The sequence below is a fragment of the Amycolatopsis bartoniae genome, from assembly GCF_014191255.1.
In the GTDB taxonomy this organism is placed as follows: Bacteria; Actinomycetota; Actinomycetes; order Mycobacteriales; family Pseudonocardiaceae; genus Amycolatopsis_E; species Amycolatopsis_E bartoniae.
The window spans coordinates 245,412-268,050 of the sequence record NZ_JACHWH010000003.1 but is presented as its reverse complement, the minus strand read 5'-3'; the positions used below and the strand labels follow the sequence as shown (position 1 = coordinate 268,050).

24 protein-coding genes are annotated in these 22,639 nt (G+C 69.9%); 13 read left to right on the top strand and 11 right to left on the bottom strand.

Annotated elements, in window-relative coordinates; translation table 11 throughout:
- Positions 1-59: 59 nt before the first annotated feature.
- Both FHX82_RS17945 and FHX82_RS17940 read left to right on the top strand, forming a co-directional pair.
- Positions 60-854 (top strand): alpha/beta fold hydrolase, encoded by a 795-nt coding sequence (locus FHX82_RS17945; protein ID WP_183176688.1) that lies wholly within the window; start codon positions 60-62, stop codon positions 852-854.
- Positions 855-880: 26 nt separating this feature from the next.
- Positions 881-1,636, top strand: coding sequence for an MBL fold metallo-hydrolase (locus FHX82_RS17940; protein ID WP_145932879.1), 756 nt, complete (start codon positions 881-883; stop codon positions 1,634-1,636).
- Between the two features lie 5 nt (positions 1,637-1,641).
- On the opposite strand, the gene FHX82_RS17935 is transcribed toward FHX82_RS17940, so the two are convergent.
- Complete coding sequence (locus FHX82_RS17935; RefSeq protein ID WP_145932880.1) at positions 1,642-1,839, bottom strand: MFS transporter; 198 nt, start codon at positions 1,837-1,839, stop codon at positions 1,642-1,644.
- 148 nt (positions 1,840-1,987) lie between these two features.
- Positions 1,988-2,995 carry an NAD-dependent epimerase/dehydratase family protein gene (locus FHX82_RS17930; protein ID WP_221216149.1) on the bottom strand — a complete coding sequence of 336 codons (1,008 nt, stop codon included), beginning with the start codon at positions 2,993-2,995 and terminating at the stop codon, positions 1,988-1,990.
- A 158-nt stretch (positions 2,996-3,153) separates the two neighbouring features.
- On the opposite strand from FHX82_RS17930, the gene FHX82_RS17925 reads away from it, so the two are divergent.
- Complete coding sequence (locus tag FHX82_RS17925) at positions 3,154-3,957, top strand: SDR family oxidoreductase (RefSeq protein ID WP_145932881.1); 804 nt, start codon at positions 3,154-3,156, stop codon at positions 3,955-3,957.
- A gap of 114 nt (positions 3,958-4,071) precedes the next feature.
- Here the strand turns inward: FHX82_RS17925 and FHX82_RS17920 are convergent, their stop codons facing one another.
- The 5 genes from FHX82_RS17920 to FHX82_RS17900 form a co-directional block, all read right to left on the bottom strand.
- Positions 4,072-4,950, bottom strand: a complete 879-nt coding sequence (locus tag FHX82_RS17920; RefSeq protein ID WP_229881071.1) for an SAM-dependent methyltransferase — start codon at positions 4,948-4,950, stop codon at positions 4,072-4,074.
- On the bottom strand, positions 4,947-6,302 hold the full coding sequence (locus FHX82_RS17915; RefSeq protein WP_145932882.1) for a cytochrome P450: 1,356 nt from the start codon (positions 6,300-6,302) through the stop codon (positions 4,947-4,949). Before FHX82_RS17915 ends, FHX82_RS17920 begins: the two co-directional genes overlap by 4 nt.
- A 13-nt stretch (positions 6,303-6,315) precedes the next feature.
- Positions 6,316-7,350 carry a terpene synthase family protein gene (locus tag FHX82_RS17910; protein ID WP_145932883.1) on the bottom strand — a complete coding sequence of 345 codons (1,035 nt, stop codon included), beginning with the start codon at positions 7,348-7,350 and terminating at the stop codon, positions 6,316-6,318.
- A 208-nt stretch (positions 7,351-7,558) separates the two neighbouring features.
- Positions 7,559-8,161, bottom strand: coding sequence for a TetR/AcrR family transcriptional regulator (locus FHX82_RS17905; protein ID WP_145932884.1), 603 nt, complete (start codon positions 8,159-8,161; stop codon positions 7,559-7,561).
- A gap of 6 nt (positions 8,162-8,167) precedes the next feature.
- Positions 8,168-9,025, bottom strand: a complete 858-nt coding sequence (locus FHX82_RS17900; protein ID WP_145932885.1) for an oxidoreductase — start codon at positions 9,023-9,025, stop codon at positions 8,168-8,170.
- A 196-nt stretch (positions 9,026-9,221) separates the two neighbouring features.
- Between FHX82_RS17900 and FHX82_RS17895 the strand changes: the two genes are divergently transcribed.
- The 5 genes from FHX82_RS17895 to FHX82_RS17875 are packed head-to-tail and all read left to right on the top strand — an operon-like array spanning position 9,222 to position 14,299.
- Entirely contained in the window at positions 9,222-10,430 is a 1,209-nt protein-coding gene (locus FHX82_RS17895) for a CaiB/BaiF CoA transferase family protein (RefSeq protein ID WP_183176687.1), read from the top strand.
- Positions 10,431-10,440: 10 nt separating this feature from the next.
- Positions 10,441-11,223, top strand: a complete 783-nt coding sequence (locus tag FHX82_RS17890; protein WP_221216147.1) for an enoyl-CoA hydratase-related protein — start codon at positions 10,441-10,443, stop codon at positions 11,221-11,223.
- 11 nt (positions 11,224-11,234) lie between these two features.
- Positions 11,235-12,023 (top strand): enoyl-CoA hydratase-related protein, encoded by a 789-nt coding sequence (locus tag FHX82_RS17885; protein WP_145932886.1) that lies wholly within the window; start codon positions 11,235-11,237, stop codon positions 12,021-12,023.
- Between the two features lie 21 nt (positions 12,024-12,044).
- Positions 12,045-13,415 (top strand): MFS transporter, encoded by a 1,371-nt coding sequence (locus FHX82_RS17880; RefSeq protein WP_145932887.1) that lies wholly within the window; start codon positions 12,045-12,047, stop codon positions 13,413-13,415.
- Between the two features lie 5 nt (positions 13,416-13,420).
- Positions 13,421-14,299: a LysR substrate-binding domain-containing protein gene (locus tag FHX82_RS17875; protein ID WP_221216146.1), complete on the top strand. Its 879-nt coding sequence runs from the start codon at positions 13,421-13,423 to the stop codon at positions 14,297-14,299.
- Positions 14,300-14,337: 38 nt separating this feature from the next.
- Here the strand turns inward: FHX82_RS17875 and FHX82_RS17870 are convergent, their stop codons facing one another.
- A complete protein-coding gene (locus tag FHX82_RS17870) occupies positions 14,338-15,237 on the bottom strand; it encodes an NAD-dependent epimerase/dehydratase family protein (RefSeq protein ID WP_145932888.1) in 900 nt (299 codons plus the stop codon).
- A gap of 90 nt (positions 15,238-15,327) precedes the next feature.
- Here FHX82_RS17870 and FHX82_RS17865 point away from each other — a divergent pair, with 90 nt between their 5' ends.
- On the top strand, positions 15,328-15,678 hold the full coding sequence (locus FHX82_RS17865; protein ID WP_145932889.1) for a MerR family transcriptional regulator: 351 nt from the start codon (positions 15,328-15,330) through the stop codon (positions 15,676-15,678).
- 47 nt (positions 15,679-15,725) lie between these two features.
- Here the strand turns inward: FHX82_RS17865 and FHX82_RS17860 are convergent, their stop codons facing one another.
- From FHX82_RS17860 to FHX82_RS17850, 3 genes are all read right to left on the bottom strand, one after another.
- Entirely contained in the window at positions 15,726-16,544 is an 819-nt protein-coding gene (locus FHX82_RS17860) for an alpha/beta fold hydrolase (RefSeq protein WP_145932890.1), read from the bottom strand.
- 34 nt (positions 16,545-16,578) lie between these two features.
- Positions 16,579-17,955, bottom strand: coding sequence for an MFS transporter (locus tag FHX82_RS17855; protein ID WP_145932891.1), 1,377 nt, complete (start codon positions 17,953-17,955; stop codon positions 16,579-16,581).
- Positions 17,956-18,029: 74 nt separating this feature from the next.
- Entirely contained in the window at positions 18,030-18,761 is a 732-nt protein-coding gene (locus tag FHX82_RS17850; protein ID WP_145932892.1) for a Sua5/YciO/YrdC/YwlC family protein, read from the bottom strand.
- A gap of 224 nt (positions 18,762-18,985) precedes the next feature.
- On the opposite strand from FHX82_RS17850, the gene FHX82_RS17845 reads away from it, so the two are divergent.
- Genes FHX82_RS17845 through FHX82_RS17830 form a run of 4 tightly spaced genes read left to right on the top strand, consistent with a single transcriptional unit; the run spans position 18,986 to position 22,633 of the window.
- Positions 18,986-19,780: an IclR family transcriptional regulator gene (locus FHX82_RS17845; RefSeq protein WP_145932893.1), complete on the top strand. Its 795-nt coding sequence runs from the start codon at positions 18,986-18,988 to the stop codon at positions 19,778-19,780.
- 2 nt (positions 19,781-19,782) lie between these two features.
- The gene (gene leuC / locus FHX82_RS17840; RefSeq protein WP_145932894.1) at positions 19,783-21,183 is read left to right on the top strand and encodes a 3-isopropylmalate dehydratase large subunit; all 1,401 of its coding nucleotides are present in this window, start codon (positions 19,783-19,785) and stop codon (positions 21,181-21,183) included.
- Entirely contained in the window at positions 21,180-21,764 is a 585-nt protein-coding gene (leuD, locus tag FHX82_RS17835) for a 3-isopropylmalate dehydratase small subunit (protein ID WP_145932895.1), read from the top strand. The genes leuC and leuD overlap by 4 nt, the downstream gene beginning before the upstream one ends.
- 20 nt (positions 21,765-21,784) lie before the next feature.
- Positions 21,785-22,633, top strand: coding sequence for an isocitrate lyase/PEP mutase family protein (locus tag FHX82_RS17830; RefSeq protein ID WP_145932896.1), 849 nt, complete (start codon positions 21,785-21,787; stop codon positions 22,631-22,633).
- Positions 22,634-22,639 lie beyond the last annotated feature (6 nt).

The window sequence follows — 22,639 nt, the reverse complement described above, 5'->3', positions numbered from 1 at the left end:
CAAACTAAGGATGTTTGTATAAGGTTGTTTATATAGCTTGGTCCAGAAGGAGCGACAGCATGAGCAACTCCGTCCCCGCCGGGAGCCTCCGGCCCACCCGCACCCTCGGCACGCCGGTCGGCGGCGGTGTGGTGACCGTCGAAGACCGCGACCACACCCGGCCCTTCCTCCTCCTGCACGGCGGCGGTGGCCCGGCGACCGTGACCGGTTTCGCCGACCTGCTCGCCCAGCGCACGCACTCCCGCGTGCTCACCCCCACCCACCCCGGTTTCGCGGGCACCCCGCGGGTACCGGACCTGGACTCCACGCGTGCGCTCGCCGCGGCCTACGTCGGCCTGCTCGACGAGCTCGGCCTCAGCGACGTCACCGTGATCGGCAACTCGTTCGGCGGCTGGCTGGCCGCCGAGATCGCACTGCTGGGCAGCCCACGGGTCAGCGGCGCGGTGATCGTCGACGGCGTCGGGATCGAGGTCGAGGGGCACCCCGCGACCAGCGTCGCCGGCCTCGCGCCCGCCGACCTGCGCAAGCTGTCTTTCCACGACCCGAGCAAGGCGCCGGCGCCGCCCGCGGCCGGTGGGACCGGGCCGAGCCCGGACATCCAGGCGCTGCTCTCCTACACCGGCCCGGCCATGTCCGACCCGACCCTGCTGGAGCGGCTCCACACGCTCGGCCACCTGCCCGTCCACGTCATCTGGGGTGAGAGCGACGGGATCGTCAGCACCGAGTACGGCAAGGCCTACGCCGCGGCCATCCCGACGGCGGAGTTCACCGTGCTGCCCCGGTCCGGCCACCTGCCGCAGATCGAGACGCCCGAGGAACTCCTCGGCGCCATCACCGACCTCGGCAGCAACTGACCGTTCCCGGAAAGGAGCACCAGGACATGAGTACCTCCCTCGCGGTCACCCGGATCGCCCACGCATGCCAGCTGATCGAGCTCGGCGACCTGCGGGTCCTCACCGACCCGTGGTTCACCGAAACGGCTACCTACCACCAAGGCGAGCAGCTCGCGGCGCCCGTGTCCGCACTGGGCCGGCTCGACGCGGTCGTGATCAGCCACGAGCACTACGACCACTGCGACCTCGACGCCCTCCTCGCCGGCGGCCTCAACCCGGACACCCCGGTCATCGGGCCCGGTACCGTCACCGCCATCGCGAAGGACAAGGGCTTCACCACCCTGCACACCATCGAGGCATGGGAGTCGGCACAGGTCGGCGACCTCACGGTCACCGCCACACCCGGCGAGCACGGTGTCCACGAGGTGACGTTCGTGCTTCAGGCAGGCGGCCGGACCGTGTTCTTCGGCGGCGACTCGCTGCGCGTGCCCGAACTCGACGAGATCCCCGATCGCCTCGGACCGGTCGACCTGACGATCCTGCCCACCAACGGCCTCTGCGTGCGGCCGGCGAACCTGCGCCAAGTGGTGATGGACGCCGAGCAAGCGGCCGAGCTGACCGCCGTGCTGCGCCCGGCCCTCGCGATCCCCCACCACTACGCGTTCCACAGCGGCTACCTCGGCGACCGCATGATCACCAAAGCCGACCGGGATCCGCGCCACTACGCCGACGCCGTCGCCCGCCTCGCGCCGGACGTCGAGGTGCGCATCGCGCTGTCCGGCGCCCGGGTGGTCGTCCCGTAGCCGGCCTACGAGGCGATCAACGGGTCTCCGGGCGTCGGCTTCTCCTGACGTCCGGAGACCTGCCGGAACCCGGCGATCCCGGCGTTGACCCGGCCGGCAAAAGGCATTTCGATGTTCGATGCGAGCGCGGCGACTGCGCACCCGGCGACCATCAGCAGCAGTGCGCCACACAGGACCCGGCGCCGTCCGGCGACGTCCGCCAACCGGGGAAGGGGAGAACACCAGCCCGGGCACCGCCAACGCCGCCATGCCGCCGGTGGCGTACGGAAGCCCGTGCCCCAGCCCCATCGCGCGCTGATCAGGCCATCGCCGGGCTCGCTGCCGCCGATTCCACGGTCGTCGAAGTCGATGTCACGACCACATCAGAGGTGGCGCGGGGGTCATTTCCGCGAGTCCCTGAGCCATGTCCACGCCAGGGGTGTAGCCGAGGTCGCGGCGCGCGGCTGTGATGTCGTAACTGCGGTCGCGGCCCAAGAACGCGACCAGCCAGTTGGTCAGCATCGGCGGCTTGGGCCGGCGCAGTAACCGGGCGCCACCATCGAGCACAGCTCCCAGCGGTGCGGCGACCCAGAGTGGCACACTGCGCGCCCCGCTCACGTCGACGCCCTGAGTGGCCAGAAGCCGGGTCATGAAGTCGCGTATCGGCATCGGAGTGGCGTCGGTGACGTAGTAGACGCCACCGGGCCGGCCCCGGGTCAGTGCGAGCTCGGCGGCCACGGCCAAGTTGCGGACATGAATGAAGTCCATGATGTGGCGGCCCTGATCGATCCACGTCCATCCGCCGGCCCGCGCGAGATCTGCCAGCTCGGACGCCGTGGCCATCCCGGCACCCCAGACGAACGGCGGGCGCAGCACCACGGTGTCCATGGCCGGTGCGTCCGCGGACAGCAAGGCCTGCTCGGTCGTGAGCTTGACGCGACTGTAGGCGATGTTGGGCCGCCCATTGTCGGTGCGTTCGTCCACCACCGCGGCGCGCTGACTGCCGGTGGAGACACTCGCCGCGCTGATCGCCACGAACCGGCCGACCCCAGCCGCGGCAGCAGTCTCGTGCAGCGCCACAGCGGGGACGAAGTTGTCACGGTGGAAGCCGGCATCGGGACCCCAGAACTCCATCCGAGCCGCCGCGTGAATGACAGCGTCACAGCCGGCCAGGACGGATGTCCACTCGGGCGGTGTACCGCCGGGCGTCAAGTCGGCCAGATCACCCTTCACCACGTCCCCATCGGCAGCCCTGGCCAGCTCGGCGGCACGGCCGGACCGCGCCAGCGCCAGCACCGTGTGCCCCTCGCCGACGAGGCGGCGCACCAAGTGCTGACCGACGAACCCGCTGCCGCCCGTCACGAAGATCTTGATGGTCAACTCCTGTCACATCGGATGATTGGTCTCGCCCTCCTGCCGAGACGAACGCACGCCCGCTACAGCGGACGTCGCGGATGATTATAGTGATCGTTACACACAGAGGGGCGGCGGTCCATGATCGAGCCCCGACGCAAACATCCGCCGGTTGAGGGAAAATCATGGATCTCCAAGACAAAACCATCGTGGTGACGGGCGGTACGAGCGGTATCGGCCGTGCCATGGTCGAGCGCTTCGCGAAGGAGCGGCCGCGCGGCATTGCCGTGGTCGGCCGCAACACCGAGGCGGCCGTCGCGATCGCCGAGCAGGTGGGGGGTGTGGCGATCACTGCCGACCTGACCAGCGAGGCGGAGGTCCAGCGGGTCATCGCGGAGACGGAGGCACGATTCGGTCCCATCGACCTGTTCTGTTCGAACGCCGGGTTCGCCCAGCCCGCCGGCCTGGAGTCGCCCGATGAGGATTGGCTCCACCGCTGGAACATTCATGTCATGGCACACGTGTGGGCGGCACGGGCGCTGGTGCCGGCCATGGCGGCGCGCGGGGAGGGTTACCTTCTGAACACCGCCTCCGTCGGCGGCCTGCTGATGGTTCCGGGCGATGTGCCTTACACGGTCACCAAGCATGCCGCCGTCGCGTTGGCCGAATCCCTTGCGGTGCTGTACAAGGGCAGCGGCGTGCGCTTCTCGTGTTTGTGTCCGGGCGTTGTCGAGACGCCGATGATGGCGACGATCGACGACGACCCCGTAGGCCGGGCCGTGCGGGCCGGTGGCCCCTCGGTCGAACCTGACGTAGTCGCCGACGCCGTGGTCGAGGGCCTTCGCAAGGAGCAGTTCCTGATCTTGAGCCAACCGGAGTTCCAGGAGCTGTCGGTGGGACGGGCCGCTGATCGGGAAACCTATCTCGATATCTTGAGCGGTCAGTGGTCGGCTGCGGGAGGGACGGCCTTCGGGATACCCCTACGATGAGCGCGCCCTCGAAAGTCGGTCCGGCCCCACCCGGCGGTCCCGTCGACGACGCACCGCCCCGGCGGGTGATCGCGCACCGCTCGCTCCGCGTCGCGGAGACCGATGCGCGCGGAGTCAGGAACTGCGGCTCTTCTTCTGCCCGAAGCCCCAGCGGGCCAGCTGGATCGGGTCGTCGACGGACGGGTCGGGGCCCCGGCCATAGCGCACGGTGTAGTCGGCGACCGGTCGTTCGGTGATCTCCCAACCCGCTGCGCGCAGCACACCCGCGGAGTCGGGCCGGGCCTTGTCATCGAGCAGGCTGGGCAGGTGCGAGCCGATCGCGTCGCCCGTGCCCGCATACAGTTCATGGTCGCGAAACTCGGCGGACTCCTGGCCGGGCACGACCTCGTAGCCGATGTGGCTGCCGGGCGCCGACAGCCGATCGACCAGGCCGAGAACCCGCATCTCCACCGGAGGCGGGAGGTAGGGCAGCACCCCCTCGGCGATCCACGTCGTGGGCTGGGCCACCGAGAATCCAGCGTCGAGCAGCGCGACGTCCCAAGCGTCGGCGAGGTCGGCGACCAGCCGGTCGCACCGCACCCGCGCGGTCGCTCCGACCGCGTCGAGAACCGCGAGCTTGAACGCCAGTACGTCCGCCCGGTCGATTTCGAAGACCCGTGCCGTCTCCGGCAGGTCGAGCCGCAGCGCGCGGGTGTCCAGACCAGCCCCGAGAAGCACGACCTGCGGGCTCGAGGCCGCGCGCACCGCGTCGTCGAAGACCCTGGTACGCAGCGCGCAATAGGCCCCCACCCGGCCCCATACCGGGTGGGCGTCGCCGCCGTCGACGTCTTCGATGCGAGTGGGCATCGCGACCGACGAACGCGCGCGACGGACGAAATGCTCGGCGTACTCGTCCCGCACGAGCCCGTCCGGACGATGGGACTCGATGGCCCGGGTCGCGGCGATCATGAGGGCGGTGGTGCTCACCCCCTCGGCCAGTTCGGCACTGCTCACAGCGGCCTCCGCTGCACGACCATCCGCAGCCCGGACGGCTGCACGGTGACCATCGGCAACTCGCGGACTTTGGCCCCCGGCTTGTGCGCGAGACGCCAGTCCCGCAGGATCGTGGCCACCGCGACGCCCAGCTCCGCCCAGGCAAAGGTGTCACCAGGACACCGGTGCCTGCCCACACCGAACGGAAGGAAGGCGTCAGAGGAGAACCCGGCGAGGTTGTCGTCGAGCCACCGGTCCGGCTCGAACGCCTGCGGGGAGTCGAACACCCGCGGGTCCCGGTGCAGCGCGGTGAGGCTGAACCCGACCTCGGCGCCCGCCGGGATCCGGTAGCCGCCCAGGGTGGTCGGCTCGGTGGTCCGCCGGGTCAGCAGCCAGTTCGGCGTGTGCAGCCGCAGCGCTTCCTTGATCACCCGGTCCAGCACAGGAAGCCTGGCCAAGTCGCTGGGCTGCACGGGGGCGTCGTCCAGTTCCGCGGTGAGCTCGTCCACCACCTCCCGTTCGACCGCCGGATGACCGGCGATCTCGTGCAGCACCCAGGCGAGGGTGGTCGCGACCGTCTCCGAGCCGGCGATCAGCAAGGTGACGATCTCGTCCCGCAACAAGGCCTCGTCGTAACCGTCGCCTTGTTCGTGCGCCTTGAGGAGCACGTTCAGCAGGCTCGCCTCAGCCGAATCCGAACCCGCGCTGCGCGCGACGACGTCGTCGACCACGGCCCTGACCTCGTCGGACGACTTCTGGTACCGGCGGTTCACCCCGAGCGGCAACCGCTCCATCCAGTCCGCCGGGTAGAGCGTGTGCGCCATGATCCCCGAGACCACGCCCGGGAACGCACCCATGATCCGCTCGGCGGCCCCGGTCCCCAGATCCGCCTTGAACAGCGAATGGACCAGCGAGTCCACCGCCATCTCATGGGTGACCCGCGGGATGTCGAGCACCATGCCCGGCCGCCACTTCGCCACCCCCCGTTCGACGGCGGCACGCATTTCGGGCACGTACGAGGCGATGCGGTGGCGGCCGAAAGCGGGCTGCATCAGCCGACGCTGCCGCCGGTGTGCCTCCCCCTCCGCCACGATGACCCCGCCGCCGAACGTCTTGGTCGCCTTCTCGAAGACCCGGCCGCGGCGGTACACCTCGCCACCCGCGAGCAGCACCGAACGCACCAGCCGGGGCGTGGTGATGAGGTGCACCGGCTTCCGTCCGATCAGGATGGTCACGACATCCCCGAGTTCGGCGAGCGAGAGGAAGAAGCCGAACGGGTCGCGGACCAGCCGCGGCAGGTGTCCCAGTCCCGCGACTCGTCCCGGCGCGACCGCGGGTTCGACGATATTGCCCGGCAGTTCGGAAGCAGCCATGTCGAACTCCGTTTCAGATCAGGTTTTCCGCGTATCCCGTGTGGCCGTGGTCGTCGGCGAACTTCGGAGCGACGTGCCGGATCGTGTCCGTCCGGTCCCACCGCTCCATCCCGGCGGCCCAGGACCCCTGGTTCCCGACGCTCCGGCGCGCCGCGCTCTTGATGGCCTCCGGCAGGCCCAGTTCAGCCAGGTCGGCGGCGAGACGACGTTCCGCGCCACCCCTTTGGGCGACGCGGTCCGCGATCATGTCGCAAACGCGCTGCACTGCGTCCGCCCAGCCGAGCCCCTGTTCCCGGACGAGGACGACGACGAGGTTGATCGGGTCACCCGCCGCCAGCTCGGCGGCCAGCGAGTGGACGTCGTTGGTCCAGCACATGATGTCCGCGGTCGCGGCCACGATTTCCTGGTACGCGCCCCGGAAGTAGAGCGCGTCCGGCAGTTCGGCCCCGGTGGCCAGTTCGACCAGGTCGCAGTTGGGCAGCACGGTCGAAGCGTCACGCCGCAGCCGGGCGTACTCGGCGAGACCGGGCGACACGGCCGCCGATCGGAAGGCGCTTTCTCGCGCGTGCCCCGTGAGCCAGATTTCGAGGTTGAGCGCGAACCGCTTGGTCCAGTCCGCACCTCGCCCGGGGAAGGTGCGGTCGCACAGGTCCGAGACCCCTGCGACGACCGGGTGCCAGGACGGCCGTCGCCCACGCTGGTCGATCGTTTCGAGCACCTGGCGCCGGAGCCGTTCGTACTCGACCCGTTTTCCGCTCAGCAGTGCGTCGTCCTGGATGTCGTCGAACGCGAAGAAGAGGGTGTTCCAGTCGACCAGCAGCTGCAGGTCGTCGTCCTGCGCGTCCGGGGCCGCATAGGACATCAGGCGGCCGTAGCCCAGCGCGTCGAACTTCTCCAGCGCACTCTCACTCCGGATCAGCCCGAGCCGGTGGGCCCACTGCCGCGTTTTCCGTTGGGCCTCATCGCCGCGCGGGTGCCGGCGCGCCCGGAACGGAAGCGGGATTTCGCGGTGCCGCGGGTCGATGTCCTGCACCGCAGACGCGTGCATGGTGGACTCCCTCACTGCCGTCGGTACAGAACGTTCTCTCTCTGTATGTAATGACCACTATACCCGCCGGCCTGCGGATCGCTGCGTCGGCGCCACGGACCAGGCCGGCTTCTCGGTCGTGCGGGCTCGTAAAAAGGCAATGCGCGGACGCGGCAGGAGCAGGGACACCACATCGCGTCCGGCGTCTCGTTGACGACGGCTGGGGCGGTCAGGGTTCGATCGCCGCGACGCGCAGCCACACCGCTTCGCAGGTCTCGGCGGCCTGGTCGAGTGCCTCGAGGGAGACCGCCGACGCGTGGTAGAACGTCCGCTCGATCATCCAGCACACCGCGCCCGCGAGGGCCCGGGCGCCGTCGGGCCCGTCGTGGGACTTCACGCCGGCGCGGACCAGGATCGCCGTGATCGCGTCGATGAAGATCTCGGCGGTCTCCGTCCACAGTGCTCCGATCTCGGGGATGGCCGAAGCCTGGTCGATCGCGACGCGCATGATCAGGCCGTGCTCGCGCCAGCGGTCTCGGGTGTGGCGCATCGCCGTCGCGATCGCGTCACGGGGTGCCGCGGGGTCGTCGGCCGCCGCGCGGGACTTCTCGCGCAGTGCCTCGACCGTCTTGGCGAAGAGAGCGACCAGCGCTTCCTGCTTGGAGCTGAAGTAGAAGTACATCGACGCGCGGGAAAGCCCGGCGCGTTCGGCGATGTCGTTGGTCGTGAGCGCGTCGAAGCTCTTGGTTGCCAACAGCTCCCCGAGCACTCCGAGGATCTTCAGCTCCCGCAGGTCGCCTTTGGACGGCGCACCGGACCGCCGCCGGGCCACCGGCGGTCAGTTCGACGCGATCTGGTGCCCGTCCGGGAAGTCCGTCGATCGCGACAGCTCTTCCCACGCCTCGATGTCGGCGGCCACCGCGTCGCGTCCGGCCGCGACGAGCCGCAGTGCGTCCGAACCGAGCACGAGGTGCACCGGCGGCTTCTCCGCCTCGATGACGGCGAGCACGGCTTCTGCGGCCTTGGCCGGGTTGCCCAGCTGGTTGCCACTGGCGGCCTGCCGGGCCGCCCGGATCGGCTCGAAGAGCTCGTCGTAGTCCGCGATCGACCGCTCGCTGCGGATCATCGACCGGCCCGCCCAGTCCGTCCGGAACGAACCGGGCTCGATGATCGTCACCCGCACTCCGAAGCCCGCGACCTCCTTGGCCACGGTTTCGAGCATGCCCTCCACCGCGTACTTGCTGCCGTGGTAATACGACAGCCCCGGGACGGTCATCAGCCCGCCCATCGAGCTGACGGCGAAGATGTGCCCCGAGCGCCGCTTCCGCATGCCCGGCAGGACCGCGTGGACGGTGGCCGCCACGCCGAAGACGTTGACGTCGAACTGCCTGCGCAGTTCGGCCATGGGGGACTCCTCGAACACGCCCTCGTGCCCGTAGCCGGCGTTCGCGATCAGCACGTCGATGGGGCCGACGCTGCGCTCGACCTCGCCGACCACGGCGAAGACCGCCTCGTCGTCGGTCACGTCGAGCTGACGCGCGTGGGCGCGGCCGGGCGCGAGCGCCTCGAACTTCGCCAGGTCTTCGGGCTTGCGCACGGTGCCGACGACGGTGTGCCCGGCCGCCAGCGCGCCCTGGGCGAAGGCGCGGCCGAGGCCGCTGCTGGCTCCGGTGATCAGGAAGGTTCGCTTCGTCATGCCCTCGACTCTACACCACGTCGAGAAAACTCGACACTGTGTCGACGGTCTCGCCCGGCGCCACCACAGCGGCTTGAACAAATAGTCAAAGGTGACCGCAAAAAGTGTTGTTTGCCCTCGGCGGGATCACGTCCTTAACCTGATCACACCCATTCGGGTTTCAGCCGGAAGAACACCGAAGAAGAAATGCGGGGACATGTTCCGAGAAAGCCTGCGAGGGATTCGCGTGCTCGACTTCACGCACGTCGTGGCCGGGCCCGTCTGCACGATGACGCTGGCGGACCTCGGCGCGGACGTCGTGAAGGTCGAGCCGCTGACCGGCGAGATCGGCCGCCGGGTGGGACCGCCGTGGCTCGACGGCCAGAGCGTCATCTCCCTCGGCGTCAACCGGAACAAACGCAGTCTCGCCATCGACCTGAAAACACCCGAGGGGAACCGGGCGGTACGACAGATGATTTCGCGAGCGGACGTTCTGGTCGAAAGTTTCCGGCCCGGCGCCATGCGCGCGCTCGGACTCGACCACGCCACCCTCTCCGGCACCAACCCCGCGCTCGTCTACTGTTCGATCTCCGCGTTCGGCCAGGAGAGCCCGGCCCGTGACCGCCCCGGCGTCGACGGGGTGATGCAGGCCGTCACCGGGCTGATGAGCACGCTGGGCCATCCGGATTCCGGGCCGGCGAAGGTGCAGGTCCCGGTGGCCGACATGGTGACCGGCTACCTCGCGTCGATCGCGGTCCTCGCGGCCCTGCGCGAAGTCCGTGACGGGAAACGCGGCCAGCACCTGGACGTCAGCCTGTACAACGCGACGATCATGCTCCAGCAGGTCAGCTTCGCGTCGTTCCTGGCCTCCGGGGCCGAGCCGGAGCGGCTGGGCAGTGCCGCGCCGTACGCCGCGCCGAACGAGGCGCTGCGCACCGCCGACGGCTGGATCATGGTTGCCGCGTACGACCCCAGGCGGTGGGCCGCGCTGTGCCGGGCGCTCGACGCCCCCGGACTGCCGTCGGATCCCCGGTTCGCCACCAACACCGACCGCGTCGCCCACCGGCCGGCGCTGCGAGCCGAACTGAACCGCCTGTTCTCCCGCCGCACCACCGCGTCGTGGCTGGAAACCCTGTCCGCGCAGGACATCCTGTGCGCACCCGTCGCCGGGTACCGGGAGGTCGTCGAATCCGAGGAGTACCGCGCGAGCGGCGTCGAAACGACGGCGGGATCGGTCCGGATGCCGGGGTTCGTGCTCGGTCCGTCCCAACCGGACGGTGCGCCGGACCGGCCCCCGCCACAGCCGGGCCAGCACTCGTCGGCCGTCCTCGCCGAATACGGGCTGTCCGAAGCCGAGATCGCCCGCCTGGCCGAGCACGGCGTGATCGGCGGCGACCACCGGTGGCCCGACGCCGCCGCGAGCTGAGGAGCAATTCGTGAACGACCGACACCCACCCGTCCGGGCCGTGTACGAGGACCGGGTCGCCGTGGTCACCCTGGCCTCGGAAAACCCCCTGAACCCACTGGCCGATGACCTCGTCGACGCCCTCGTGGCCGAACTGCGCCGCATCGACGCCGATCCCGCGATCCGGGCCACCGTCCTCACCGGATCCTCGAAAGCCTTCGCCGCGGGCGCGGACGTCAAGGCCATGGCGCCACTGGACTACGCCGCCGCTTTCCGGCAGGACGTCATCGGCCGCAACTGGGACGCCATCCGCGCCCACCGCAAGCCCCTGATCGCCGCCGTGCGGGGGTACGCGCTGGGCGGCGGCTGCGAACTCGCCATGCTGTGCGACGTCGTCATCGCCGCCGAAGACGCGCGGTTCGGCCAGCCGGAAGTCGTCCTCGGCATCGTCCCCGGCGCCGGCGGGACGCAGCGGCTCCCCCGCGCGGTCGGCAAGTCGCTGGCGATGCAGATGTGCCTGACCGGGACGTCGATCAGCGCCGCGGACGCACTGGCCGCGGGACTGGTGTCCCAGGTCGTGCCCACCGACCGGCTGCTCGCCGAAGCCACCCGGCTCGCCCGGTCGATGGCCGCGCACTCGCTGCCGGTCCTGCTGGCGATCAAGGAGGCCGTGAACCGCTCGTTCGAGTCCTCCCTGAGCGAAGGACTGCTCTTCGAGCGGCGCCAGTTCCACGCCGGGTTCGCGCTGAAGGACCAGAAAGAAGGCATCGCGGCGTTCCGCGAACGCCGCGACCCCGCCTTCGCCGACGAATGAACGGACAGCCGATGAACGACGAACGCCCCCTCGTGACGACCAGCCTCGCGGACGGTGTCCTCACGATCACCCTCGACGCCCCGCACACCGGCAACGCCCTCGACATCGCGATGACGGAGGCGCTCGCCGGCGCGATCGAGGACGTGAAGAACACGCCGGACGCGCACTGCGTGCTGCTGCGGTCCTCGGGCCGGCACTTCTGCACCGGTGGCAACGTCAAGGACATGGCCCGCGGGGCCGACCTGATGGCCGGGACGACCACGGACATTCAGGACCGGCTGCGCCTCGGCCTGCACCGGATCACTCGCGCGCTGCGGGACCTCGAAGTCCCTTCGGTCGCCGCGGTCAACGGCGCCGCCGTCGGCGCCGGATTCGACCTCGCCCTGATGTGCGACGTGCGCATCGCGGCCCGGTCCGCCCGGTTCGCCGAGAGCTTCCTGCGGCTGGGCCTGGTGTCCGGCATCGGCGGCGCGTGGTTCCTCGCCAGGGCCGTCGGCGTCGCCAAGGCCATGGAACTCACCCTGACCAGCGAGTTCATCTCCGCCGAGACCGCGGCCGAGCTGCGCATCGTCTCGCGCGTCGTCGACGACGACCGGCTGCGGGACGAAGCCGCCGAGCTCGCGCGCACGATCGCCGCCCAGCCACCTCGCGCGCTGCGCATGGCCAAGCGACTGGTCCGGGAGTCGGCGGAAACCACCCTGCCCGCCGCCTTGGAGCTGGCGGCCGCCATGCAGGCGATCCTCCTGTCCGGCGACGAGCACCGCACGACCGTCAAGCAGTTCCTGGAGAACCGGCGATAACCATCTCGACGAGGAGATGCCATGAAGAACCGCACCACCACGTCCCCATCCGGGATGATGAGGATCGTCGGCGCCTCGAGCGCCGGCACGATGCTCGAGTACTACGACTTCTTCGCCTACGTCGCCCTCACCGGCACGCTCACGAAGCTGTTCCTGCCGGCGAGTGACCCGGTCGTCGCGACGCTGCTCGCCGCCGCCACCTTCGGTGTGTCCTATCTGGCCCGGCCGCTGGGCACGATCATCTTCAGCCCCATGGCCGACCGCATCGGGCGGAAGAAGACCTTCGTGGTGACCCTCGGGGTCATGGGGGTCGCGACCGTCGCCATCGGTTGCCTGCCGACCTACGCCGCCGCCGGCAGCTTCGCTCCGGCCGCGCTGCTGTTCCTGCGCGTCGTCCAAGGCGTCGGGCTCGGCGGTGAGTACGGCTCCGCGGTCGTCTACGTCACCGAGCACGCTCCCGCCGGACGGCGCGGACGCTACACCAGCGTCCTGCAGAGCACCGCGAGCGTCGGCCTGCTCCTCGCACTGGTCCTCGTCTCCCTGCTCAAGGTGAGCCTCGACTCCGCGGCCTTCGCCGGCTGGGGCTGGCGGGTGCCGTTCCTGCTGTCGGCGCCGATCGTGCTCGTCGCGACCCTGGTCCGGCTGCGGATGAGTGAGACCCCCGTCTTCACCGAACTGCGGAACTCCGGGCAGCTGGCGAAGTCGCCGCTGCTGGACACGGTGCGCACGTGGAAGTCGTGGAAAGCCATCCTGCTGGCCACGTTCGGCGCGCAGGGCGGCACCTCGGTGACGCTCTACACCTCGATCGTCTACATGCTCTACTTCCTGCAGACCGTGCTGAAAGTCGACGAGACCCGCACCAATGTCTGCCTCGCGATCGCCATCCTCATCGCGGCACCGTGCTACCCGCTCTTCGGCGCCCTGTCCGATCGCGTCGGCCGCTCCCGGGTGATGCTGCTCGGCATTCTCCTGTGGATGGTCGCCGCCTACCCGGCGTTCGCCGGGATCCGCGCGGCGGTCCACTCCGCGTCCTGGACGGCGGTCACGGCGATCATCACCGTGCTGGCGATCCTGACCGCCATGGTGATGGCACCGCTGCCGGCGTTCATCACCGAGCAGTTCCCGCCCCAGAGCCGCACGACCGGGTTCGGCTTCGCCCAGCAGCTCGGCAACATCCTCTTCGGCGGGTTCCTGCCGTTGATCAGCTTGTCCCTGGTCTCCTGGACGGGCAACCAGCTGGCGGGAGTCGGGTACTCGATCGTCTCGCTGCTCCCCTGCCTGGCCGTCACCCTGTTCTGGGGCGTCCGCTCGGAACGGGCGCGGACCGCCCGGCCGGGTGCGTCACCGGTGCCCTCGGCGAGCGCGGAAACCACCGGTCGCCTATTACGCTGATGAGCGTGTCCGCCCGCCGCGACCCGCTGCCGCCGCTGAACCCCACGCGGGTGTTCGCGACGACGGGACGGCTGCTGAGCATTTCGAAGGCGGCGGCCGAGCTCTCGGTGACACCCGCTGCGGTCAGCCGCCAGGTGCGTGCGCTCGAGCACTACCTGGGGGTGTCCCTGTTCCACCGCGTGCACGGCGGCCTGGAGCTGACCGCGGCGGGTTCGCGCTACCTGGCCGACATCGGCCCGCTGTTCACCGCGTTGGAGAAGGCCACCGAAGCGGTCCGCGCCGGGCTTCCGGGCGCCACGCTCAAAATCCGGTCTCCCGCCACCTTCGCGGTGCGCTGGCTGATCCCCCGGTTCGCGAGTTTCCACCGTGCCCACCCCGACATCGACGTCCAGCTGACGACTTCGCCGGCCCCGATCGACCTCGACCGCGAAGACATCGACGCCGGCATCCAGCTCGGCGACGGTGACTGGCCACAGCTGTCCAGCCAGCGACTCATCCCGAACGAGCTGGTGCCCGTGGTCGCACCCCGGCTGCGAGCCGCCGCGAAGGCGGGCGACGCCACCCTGCTCCACTCACTGGCGCGGCTCGACGACTGGGCACTGTGGCTCGAAGCGGCGGGGTTGAATACCGGCAACGCCTACAGTGGAATGAAGTACGAGACTTCTCTGCTGGCCTACCAAGCCGCGCTCGAAGGCCACGGTGTCGCCGTCGCCCAGAAGGCTCTCGTCGAGAAGGAACTGGCCGACGGCTCGCTCGTGACTCCCTTCGACTTCGTCCTCGATCGCGGGCGGTTCACCTACTACTTCGTGTGGCGGGCGGACCGGCCGCAGTCCCCGGCGGTCGTCGCCTTCCGCAGCTGGCTGGCGTCCGTCGTCGGTCGGTGATCAGCCGGCACCAGCGGTAACCGGCTGCAGGCTCGGACTCATTTCGCAGCGGCGTTGGTGTAGGAGCCGGAACGGACATCGTCGATCAGTGATCGCGGTGCGGGACTCCAGCCGAAGGTGTCGCGGGCTTTGGAGGCATCGAGGTGGCTCGTGGTCGTCAGGATGCGGGCGGCGGGTCCGAAGTTTTGTTCCGCGACTTCGAGCGGTACGGATGCCACCGGCGTCCCGGTCAGGTCTGCGATCGCTTCGGCGAGTGCCCGGAACGTGAACGGCACGGCGCCGACAGCGTTGTAGATGCCGGCGACCGGGTGTTCGAGCGCCGCGACGTACACCTCGGCGAGGTCGTCGACGTGGACGGGGGTCCATGCGTTCTTCCCGTCTCCGACGTAGCTTGATGTGCCGGTGTGCTGGGCGGACTGGATCAGTCCGGTCAGCACCGCGGAGCCACCGCGGCCGAAGATCAGTCCGGCGCGGAACACGATGCCGCGGATGCCCGCCTCGCCGCGGACGATGCGTTCCGCGGCGACCTTCACCGGCTGTGCGCTGACCTGCGGCAGAACAGCATCTTCCGACCTGTCCTGGTCCTCCTCGAACCCGTAGACCAGCCCGGTGCTGGTGAAGACGAACGGCTTCCGGACAGTCCCGGACGCGGCGCCCTCGACCAGCGCCGTGACCGCGGCCAGCTCCCTGGCCGTCGATTCGTCGGTCATCGTGTAGTCGACCGCTGCGTGAATGACGGCATCGGCGGTGGCCGCGGCGCCGGTGAGGACGGCGGTGTCGCTGAGTGACCCGGCCACCGGTGTGGCACCCGCCTCGTGCAGGCGGGCGGCGCCGGCGTCCGAGCGGGCAAGGGCGGCCACGTCGTGTCCGGCCGTGACGAGGTGCTCGACGAGGACGGTGCCGAGATAGCCCGTCCCGCCGGTGATGAAGACCTTCATGATGATTCCGTTCCTCAGCGATTTCGCTCTCGAATCATCACGCTAAACTCTTACATCAGTGTCAATGTCAAGCGGAAGCGAGCGTGGGGCATGAAGATCGGCGAGCTGAGCCGGGCGTCCGGAGCAAGTCCGAGGTCCCTGCGGTACTACGAGGAGCTCGGCTTGATCTCGTCCGTCCGGCAGCCCAATGGGTATCGTGACTACGACGAGGCAACGGTGGGTGTGGTCTCGACCATCAAGTCGCTGCTCGACCTGGGGTTCCCCATGACACTGATCGAACGCGTCCTGCCGTGCACGGGCGATGCCGGTCCGATCGAGGGGGAGTGTTCCGGGATCATGGCCCGGGTGGCAGAGATCCGCGACGAGATGGATGACAAGGCTCATCGACTTCTCGAGACCCGGGATGCCCTCACCGCGTTCCTGAGCCAGCAGCCGTCCTGACCAAAACGTCAAGCCGTGCCACCGCCCTGCGGACGGGGCTGGAACTCTCAGAGGCGGTCGACGAAGGCGAGTAGCTCGGCATTGAAACGGTCGCGCTCCTCCCAGAACGGAGAGTGTCCGCTGTTCTCGAAAATCACCGTCGCAGTTCTCGGAATCGCTTCGGCAACCGGCTCCCACACCTTCGTCGGATAAATCTGGCTGCGGGCACCGTGGGCGAGCAGGACGGGGACATCGATGCTCGGCAGCAGCGGGCGGAAGTCCTGGGCGCTCAACGAGGCCAGCAGGGAGAGCGCGGCGAGGTCGTGCACCGTCGCGCTCTCGTCGCGCCACACCCGCTCGTCCGCCGCAGGCACCTCGGCGCCCGCTGCGAACATGGTCGAGACGAAGGTGTTCACGACCTGCTGCCGCTCCGACACGAGCTGGTTCTGCAGGGCCAGGCACGCGGCGGCGTCGAACCCACCGAACAAGCCGTGCTCCCAGCCGGGCTCGGTGAAGGTGTACGGCGTCAGGTCGATGGCGACCGCCGCGGCGAGCCGGCCGGTGCCGAGAGCCTCGATGTACTTGTAGACGACGCTGCCTCCCATCGACCAGCCGGCGAGCACGACGTCGTGGAGGTCGAGGTGGTCGAGGACTGTCTCGAGGTCGGCCGCGGCCTGTTCGATGGTGAGGTGGAGCAGATCCCGGCCGGAGCGGCCGTGGCCACGCAGGTCCACGGTCACGACGCGGTGGTCGCGGGCGAGCTCGGCGATGTTGGGCTCGAACAACCGCCCGCTCATCGTCCAGCCGTGGACGAGGACGATGGGACGGCCCCGGCCTTCGCTACGGAAGTGCAGCAGAACTCCGTCGTTCGCCGGCACGAATGGCATGAGCACTCCTCAGGTCGGTGTTCGACGATCAGGGTCAGGAGAGGTTCTCGCCGATCTCCTCGAGCCGGCGGCCCCGGGTGCGTTCACCGAACAGTCCGACGGTCAGGCCGGCGAGCAGGGTGAACACGGCGGTGGTCGTGAAGACGCCGCCGAAGCCGAGGCCGGTCGCTATCGCGGCGATCAGGAACGCGTTGCCGAACCCGGCGAGCCGCCCGAAACCGTTGGCGAAGCCCGCACCGAGTCCACGCAGGACGGTCGGAAAGACCTCGGGCAGGTAGGCGTAGAGGACGGCGGTGTTGGTCTGCAGCAACAGGGTCACGAGGAGGCCGCTGGTCACCAGGACCCAGTAGGCGCCGGTGAACGCGAACACCAGCATCAGCGCGGCGATGATCGTGGTGAGCACGAGCGAGGCGCTACGCCGCTGGAAACGGTCACTGAGCAGGATCCCGAACAACGCACCGGCGGGCTGACCGACGGAGAAGATCGTCGTGATGGTCAGCGCTTCGGGCGTGGAGAAGCCGCGCTCGACGAGCAGGGTGGGAACCCACGAGGTGAACCCGTAGACGCCCAGGACGCCGAAGGTCACCGTCAGGGTCGCGACGATGGTCCGCCTGCGCATGTCCGGCGCGAACAGGTCCGAGGACTTCTTCCGCTCGTGAAGCGCGGTGGGTTCGACGATCTCGGGCAGGGGGCCGGACGCCTCGGCCTCCAGGCGCTCCACCGTCTTCGTGGCCTCGGCCGACCGGCCGTTGACCGCGGCCCAGCGGACCGACTCCGGAAGCACCCACTTGGCCACCAAGGCCGGGATGACGGCGATGGCGCCGAGGACGAACAGCCAGCGCCACGCGCTCGGCGACAGCGGCACGATCGACCGGGCCACGACCGCCACCAGCGGGACACCGAGAAAGCCGATGCCCAGCATGAGTGCCTGGCAGCGCCCGCGGCTCACACCCGGGTACATCTCGGCGACATAGACGATCAACACCCCCGTCACGGCCTGGATGCCGACACCGGTGATCACCCGCAGCACGCCGAGCACGGCCAGGTTCGGCGCGACGGCGCACAGCAGCGACGCGACCGAATACACGACCGTGGCCCACACGAGGGTGCGCTTGCGGCCCACGCGATCCGACAGCCGGCCACCGAGGATCGCCCCGGCGAACATACCCAGGAAGGTGTAAGAGGTCAGCTGACCGATCTGCGCCACGGACAGCCCCCACTCGACCCGGATGGCCGGGGCGGCGTAGGCGAGACTGTTGGAGTCCATCAGGTCGCAGATGAACAGGATGCCGAGCAGGACCATCCAGGCGCGGTGGGACCGGGTGGTCCTCGGCAGCCGTTCGAGCCGGGCGGCAAGCCGTCCTGCGATGTCCTGGTTCACTGCGGAAGCGCGGTTGAGGGTGTCGTCCATCGTGCTCTCCTTCGAGCCGGTGGGAGGGGTGTGCCAGTCCACAATGGACTCTCAGTGGCGTGGAAGCCGGAGAGTCAGGTCGCCGGGGCGGTCTGCTCGCGAAGGTGGCCGGAGGGCAGGGCTTCGCGCCCCGGATCGACGGGGAGCCGGATACCGAACTGCCGGGCCATGATGTCGCTGATCAGGTCGTAGCACGACCCGATGCGCACGACCTCCATGGTGCTGAAGTCGATGATGGTCGAGGATCGGCGGTAGTGGTGGTACTTGCGGAGCCCGTAGTCGATGACCAGGTCCACGGCGTCGAGGATGGGCTGCTGGATGTCCTCGACGCGGAACTTGGTGCCGGTGCCGGTGAGGTTGGCCGACGAGCCGAGGAACGGCACCCCCGCCTGATGGCAGAGCCGGACCACCTCCTCCTGGAGGCGGCCGCCGTTCACCAGCATCGCGAGGGTGTTCCCGACCGTGCTGGCGGCCAGCGTCTCGGCCTCCACCGCGGCGACCACCGGATGGTCGGCCCGGTAAGGGGCGACGACGCAGAGCGGCAGGTCGGCGTCGAGGGTGATCGCGTCCACGATCTCCTGCTCGCGGCTGCCCAGCTCGTGCACCTCGCGGTGCAGCTCGTAGTTGCCGACCATCGCGTGCCGCTTGTGCGGAGCACGTTTCTTGGCGACGAACAACCGCTGCAGCGCTTCCGATGAACTCGCGCCCGCCCCGTAGCCGATGTCGCCGGGGAGGATGACCGCGCCACCGGCCGTGATCGTGTCGAACACACGCTTCGCGTCGGCGTTGACGTCGTGCCTGCCCATCCGAACCTCCTTGTTCACCGGGCGGCTTGCCTGACCGTATTGCGATCAGGCTCGCCGCTCCGCGGTTGACTCTTACGAAAGGCATCTTCTACGCTTGAACCACAATGTGGCAAGACCTACCACGATGTAGTCATCGAAGGGATGCCGGGAGCCGTCCATGAGGCCCATATCCTCGACCGCGTTGCGCGAGGACGCGCGGATCCACGACCACGGAGAGCGAAACGATGCCTGAGAGCCAGTCCTCGATCCTCGTCATGGAGAAGGCGGTCCGCGTCCTGGACTGCTTCTCCCCGCAGCACACCCGGCTGTCGCTGAGCGACATCCGCCGGCTCACGGGCATGCCCAACTCGACAGTCGCCCGGCTGGTCCGCACCCTTGTCGCCAGCGAGCTCCTGCAGCGCACGGGCGACGACTACTGCGTCGGCCTCCGCGTGCTGAGCTGGGCGTCCGCCGCCTCGGCCGGCTCCGACCTGCTGGTCGCCGCCGAGCCCGTGGCCGCCCAGCTGCGGGACGTGACCGGCGAGACGACCGGGCTCTACATCCGGCGCGCCACCACCCGGGTGGCGGTCATCGTCAAGCTCAGCCCGCGGTCGATCATCTACCGCAGTGACGTCGGCCAGCTGATGCCCATGCACCTGGGCGCGGCGGGCAAGGTGTTCATGGCCCACGACGAGCGGGTGCTCAACGCGGTCCTCGTCGACACCCTCGACCAGGCACCGGGCGAAGCGCGGCGAGCGCTCGACCGCCAGCTCGAATTCGTGCGGGCGCACGGTTGGCTGCTGACCGAAGAGGAGCGCGAAGCCGGCCTCAACTCGATGGCCGCGCCGGTGTTCGACGCGAGCGGCGCGGTCGTGGCGGCCCTTGCGGTCGGTGGCCCGTCGTCCCGGCTCGACCGGGCGGCGGCCGAGAAGTTCGGGCCGCTGATCTCCGAGTCCGCCCGCGCCCTGTCGCGTCGCCTCGGCTACGGCGGCTCCCCGGCTGGGCAGGCTCCGGGCAGCACGACCAGCGAGACGGCGTAGCGATGGCCACGCTGCTGGACAAGATCTGGGACGCCCACCTGGTGCACCGGGGCGCCGGGGGCACCGATCTGCTCTACGTCGATTTCCACCTGCTTCACGAAGGGTCGAGCCCGCAGGCGTTCGAGGGCCTGCGCCTCGCCGGACGGAGGGTCCGCCGGCCCGACCTCACGCTCGCGACCGAGGACCACGTGGTTCCCACCCGGGGCCGGCTGGACCCGTCCGGAGTGGCCGCGACGATGGTGGAGGCGTTGCGCCGCAACTGCGCGGAGTTCGGGGTCCCGCTGCACCGATCGGGCACGGACGGTCAGGGGATCGTGCACGTGATCGGCCCGGAGCTCGGCATTTCCCAGCCAGGCCGCACCATCCTCTGCGGCGACAGCCACACGAGCACCCACGGCGCGTTCGGCGCGCTCGCGTTCGGCATCGGCACCAGCCAGGTCGAGCACGTGCTGGCGACCCAGACCATCGCGATCGCCAAGCCGCGATCGATGGCGGTGACGCTGCACGGCGTGCTGCCACCAGGAGTCTCGGCGAAGGACGTGGCGCTGGCCATCATCGGCCGGATCGGCACCGGCGGCGCGCAGGGCCACGTGATCGAGTACCGCGGGCCCGCTGTCGAGGCGATGTCGATGGAGTCGCGGCTGACGCTGTGCAACATGTCGATCGAGTCCGGCGCGAAGGCGGGCATGATCGCTCCGGACGCCGTCACCCTCGACTACGTCCGCGGCAGGCCGTACGCCCCGGCGGGAAAGGCCTGGGACGACGCCGTCGCGCGCTGGGCATCGTTGCGCAGCGACGACGACGCCGAGTTCGACCGCAGCGTCGACATCGACGTGACCGACCTGTCTCCGTTCGTCACCTGGGGGACGAACCCGAGCCAGGTCGTCGAGCTGAGCGGAGTCGTCCCGGACCCGGCCGGCATGACCGATCCGGCCGATCGGCGCGCTGCCGAGCGCGCCCTGACCTATCTGGATCTCACGCCGGGAACCCCGATGCGGGAGATCCCGATCGACGTGGTGTTCCTGGGATCCTGCACGAACGGGCGCATCGAGGATCTGCGGGCCGCTGCAGAGCTCCTCGACGGCCATCGGATCGCGCCGGGCGTGCGGATGCTCGTCGTCCCCGGTTCGGCCGCGGTCAGGCGGGCCGCCGAGGCCGAGGGTCTCGACGAGGTGTTCCGCAAGGCCGGGGCGCAGTGGCGCACGGCAGGCTGCTCGCTGTGTGTCGCGATGAACGACGACTCCCTGGCCGCGGGCGAACGCTGCGCCTCGACCTCCAACCGGAATTTCGAGGGCCGCCAGGGTCGCGGGGGCCGCACCCACCTGGTCTCGCCCAGCACCGCGGCCGCCACGGCACTGACCGGCCGCCTCACCGCACCGTCGACCCTGGGAGCACGACGATGAAACCGATCACCTCGGTCACGGGGCGCGCGGTGGCGATCCGCCGCACGAACATCGACACCGACCAGATCATCGCCGCACGGCACTGCCTGCGGACGACACGCACGGGCTTCGCCGAGCACCTCTTCGCCGCGTGGCGGGCCGAGCCGGGGTTCCCGCTGTCCGACCCGGCACACGCCGGAGCCACGATCCTGCTCGCGGGTGCGAACTTCGGGTCCGGCTCGTCGCGCGAGCACGCCGTGTGGGCGCTGCAGGACCACGGGTTCGCGGTCGTCGTCGCCTCCCGCTTCGGCGACATCTTCGCCGACAACGCCGTCCGGTCCGGACTCGTCCCCGCCGTGCTGGCGGAGGACGAGGTCAGCCGGCTGATGGACACCGTCGAGGCCGACCCGGCGACCCCCGTCACGGTGGACCTCGTGACGCTGACGGTCCGCACACCCGGGACGGAATCCCCGATCCGGATGGACGCCGACACCCGGCAACGGTTCCTCGACGGCCGCGACGGCATTGACGTGACGTTGCAGCACGAGGCGGCCATCCGCGCGTACGAACTCGCCCACGCCCCGATGACCAGGGCGTCGTGACCGCCCGAGAGGTGACCTCGATGACGACCACTGCCCCCGCCGAGCTGCGCAGGCTCCTGTCCGGACCGGGCATGGTCCGCGCGCCCGGTGTGTACGACGGGATCAGTGCGCATCTCGTCCGCCGTGCGGGCTTCCGGGCCGCCTACCTGACCGGCGCCGGCGCGGTGGCGTCCGGCTACGGACTGCCGGACATCGGCCTAGCCACCGCGACCGAGATGGCCGACCGCGCGGCGCTCGTGGTCGAGGCGAGCGGGCTCCCCGTGGTCGCGGACGCCGACACCGGCTACGGCAACCCGATGCACGTCGTGCGGACGGTGCGGGCCTACGAGCGCGCCGGTGTCGCGGCGATCCAGCTCGAGGACCAGGACTTCCCGAAGCGCTGCGGGCATCTCACCGACAAGTCGGTGATCAGCGCGGACGACTTCGTGCGCAAGCTCGCGGCCGCACTCGACGCCAGGGAGAACGACACCCTCGTCATCGCCCGGACCGATGCGCGCGGGCCCCTCGGACTGGACGAGGCGATCACCCGCGCCCACCGGTACGCGGCCGAGGGCGCGGACATGATCTTCGTCGAGGCCCCGCAGTCGGTGGCGGAGATCGAACGCATCGCCGCCGAGGTCCAGGCCCCGCTGGTGTTCAACGTCGTCCCCGCGGGGCGGACCCCGGCCGTCCCGGATGCCGACCTGGAGAAGATCGGGTTCCGGATGGCGATCTACCCCGGGGCGCTGCTGCAGCCCGCCACCCTCGCGATGGCCGCCGCGCTGGTCGACCTGGGCGGGGAGGACCCGGACGTCGCGGAGGGCCCGCTCGGAATCTTCCGCGCGGTCGGATTCGACGACTGGGCCGCTCTCGGCGACCGGTACCGCTGATCCGCC

What these genes read in the sequence shown, in the direction of transcription:
- FHX82_RS17900 (WP_145932885.1), bottom strand. Translation starts at nt 9,025, where the DNA reads ATGACGAAGCGAACCTTCCTGATCACCGGAGCCAGCAGCGGCCTCGGC.
- FHX82_RS17940 (WP_145932879.1), top strand. Translation starts at nt 881, where the DNA reads ATGAGTACCTCCCTCGCGGTCACCCGGATCGCCCACGCATGCCAGCTG.
- FHX82_RS17870 (WP_145932888.1), bottom strand. Translation starts at nt 15,237, where the DNA reads ATGAAGGTCTTCATCACCGGCGGGACGGGCTATCTCGGCACCGTCCTC.
- leuC (WP_145932894.1), top strand. Translation starts at nt 19,783, where the DNA reads ATGGCCACGCTGCTGGACAAGATCTGGGACGCCCACCTGGTGCACCGG.
- FHX82_RS17915 (WP_145932882.1), bottom strand. Translation starts at nt 6,302, where the DNA reads ATGGCTGCTTCCGAACTGCCGGGCAATATCGTCGAACCCGCGGTCGCG.
- leuD (WP_145932895.1), top strand. Translation starts at nt 21,180, where the DNA reads ATGAAACCGATCACCTCGGTCACGGGGCGCGCGGTGGCGATCCGCCGC.
- FHX82_RS17885 (WP_145932886.1), top strand. Translation starts at nt 11,235, where the DNA reads ATGAACGACGAACGCCCCCTCGTGACGACCAGCCTCGCGGACGGTGTC.
- FHX82_RS17910 (WP_145932883.1), bottom strand. Translation starts at nt 7,350, where the DNA reads ATGCACGCGTCTGCGGTGCAGGACATCGACCCGCGGCACCGCGAAATC.
- FHX82_RS17850 (WP_145932892.1), bottom strand. Translation starts at nt 18,761, where the DNA reads ATGGGCAGGCACGACGTCAACGCCGACGCGAAGCGTGTGTTCGACACG.
- FHX82_RS17845 (WP_145932893.1), top strand. Translation starts at nt 18,986, where the DNA reads ATGCCTGAGAGCCAGTCCTCGATCCTCGTCATGGAGAAGGCGGTCCGC.
- FHX82_RS17860 (WP_145932890.1), bottom strand. Translation starts at nt 16,544, where the DNA reads ATGCCATTCGTGCCGGCGAACGACGGAGTTCTGCTGCACTTCCGTAGC.
- FHX82_RS17830 (WP_145932896.1), top strand. Translation starts at nt 21,785, where the DNA reads ATGACGACCACTGCCCCCGCCGAGCTGCGCAGGCTCCTGTCCGGACCG.
- FHX82_RS17880 (WP_145932887.1), top strand. Translation starts at nt 12,045, where the DNA reads ATGAAGAACCGCACCACCACGTCCCCATCCGGGATGATGAGGATCGTC.
- FHX82_RS17895 (WP_183176687.1), top strand. Translation starts at nt 9,222, where the DNA reads ATGTTCCGAGAAAGCCTGCGAGGGATTCGCGTGCTCGACTTCACGCAC.
- FHX82_RS17855 (WP_145932891.1), bottom strand. Translation starts at nt 17,955, where the DNA reads ATGGACGACACCCTCAACCGCGCTTCCGCAGTGAACCAGGACATCGCA.
- FHX82_RS17865 (WP_145932889.1), top strand. Translation starts at nt 15,328, where the DNA reads ATGAAGATCGGCGAGCTGAGCCGGGCGTCCGGAGCAAGTCCGAGGTCC.
- FHX82_RS17945 (WP_183176688.1), top strand. Translation starts at nt 60, where the DNA reads ATGAGCAACTCCGTCCCCGCCGGGAGCCTCCGGCCCACCCGCACCCTC.
- FHX82_RS17925 (WP_145932881.1), top strand. Translation starts at nt 3,154, where the DNA reads ATGGATCTCCAAGACAAAACCATCGTGGTGACGGGCGGTACGAGCGGT.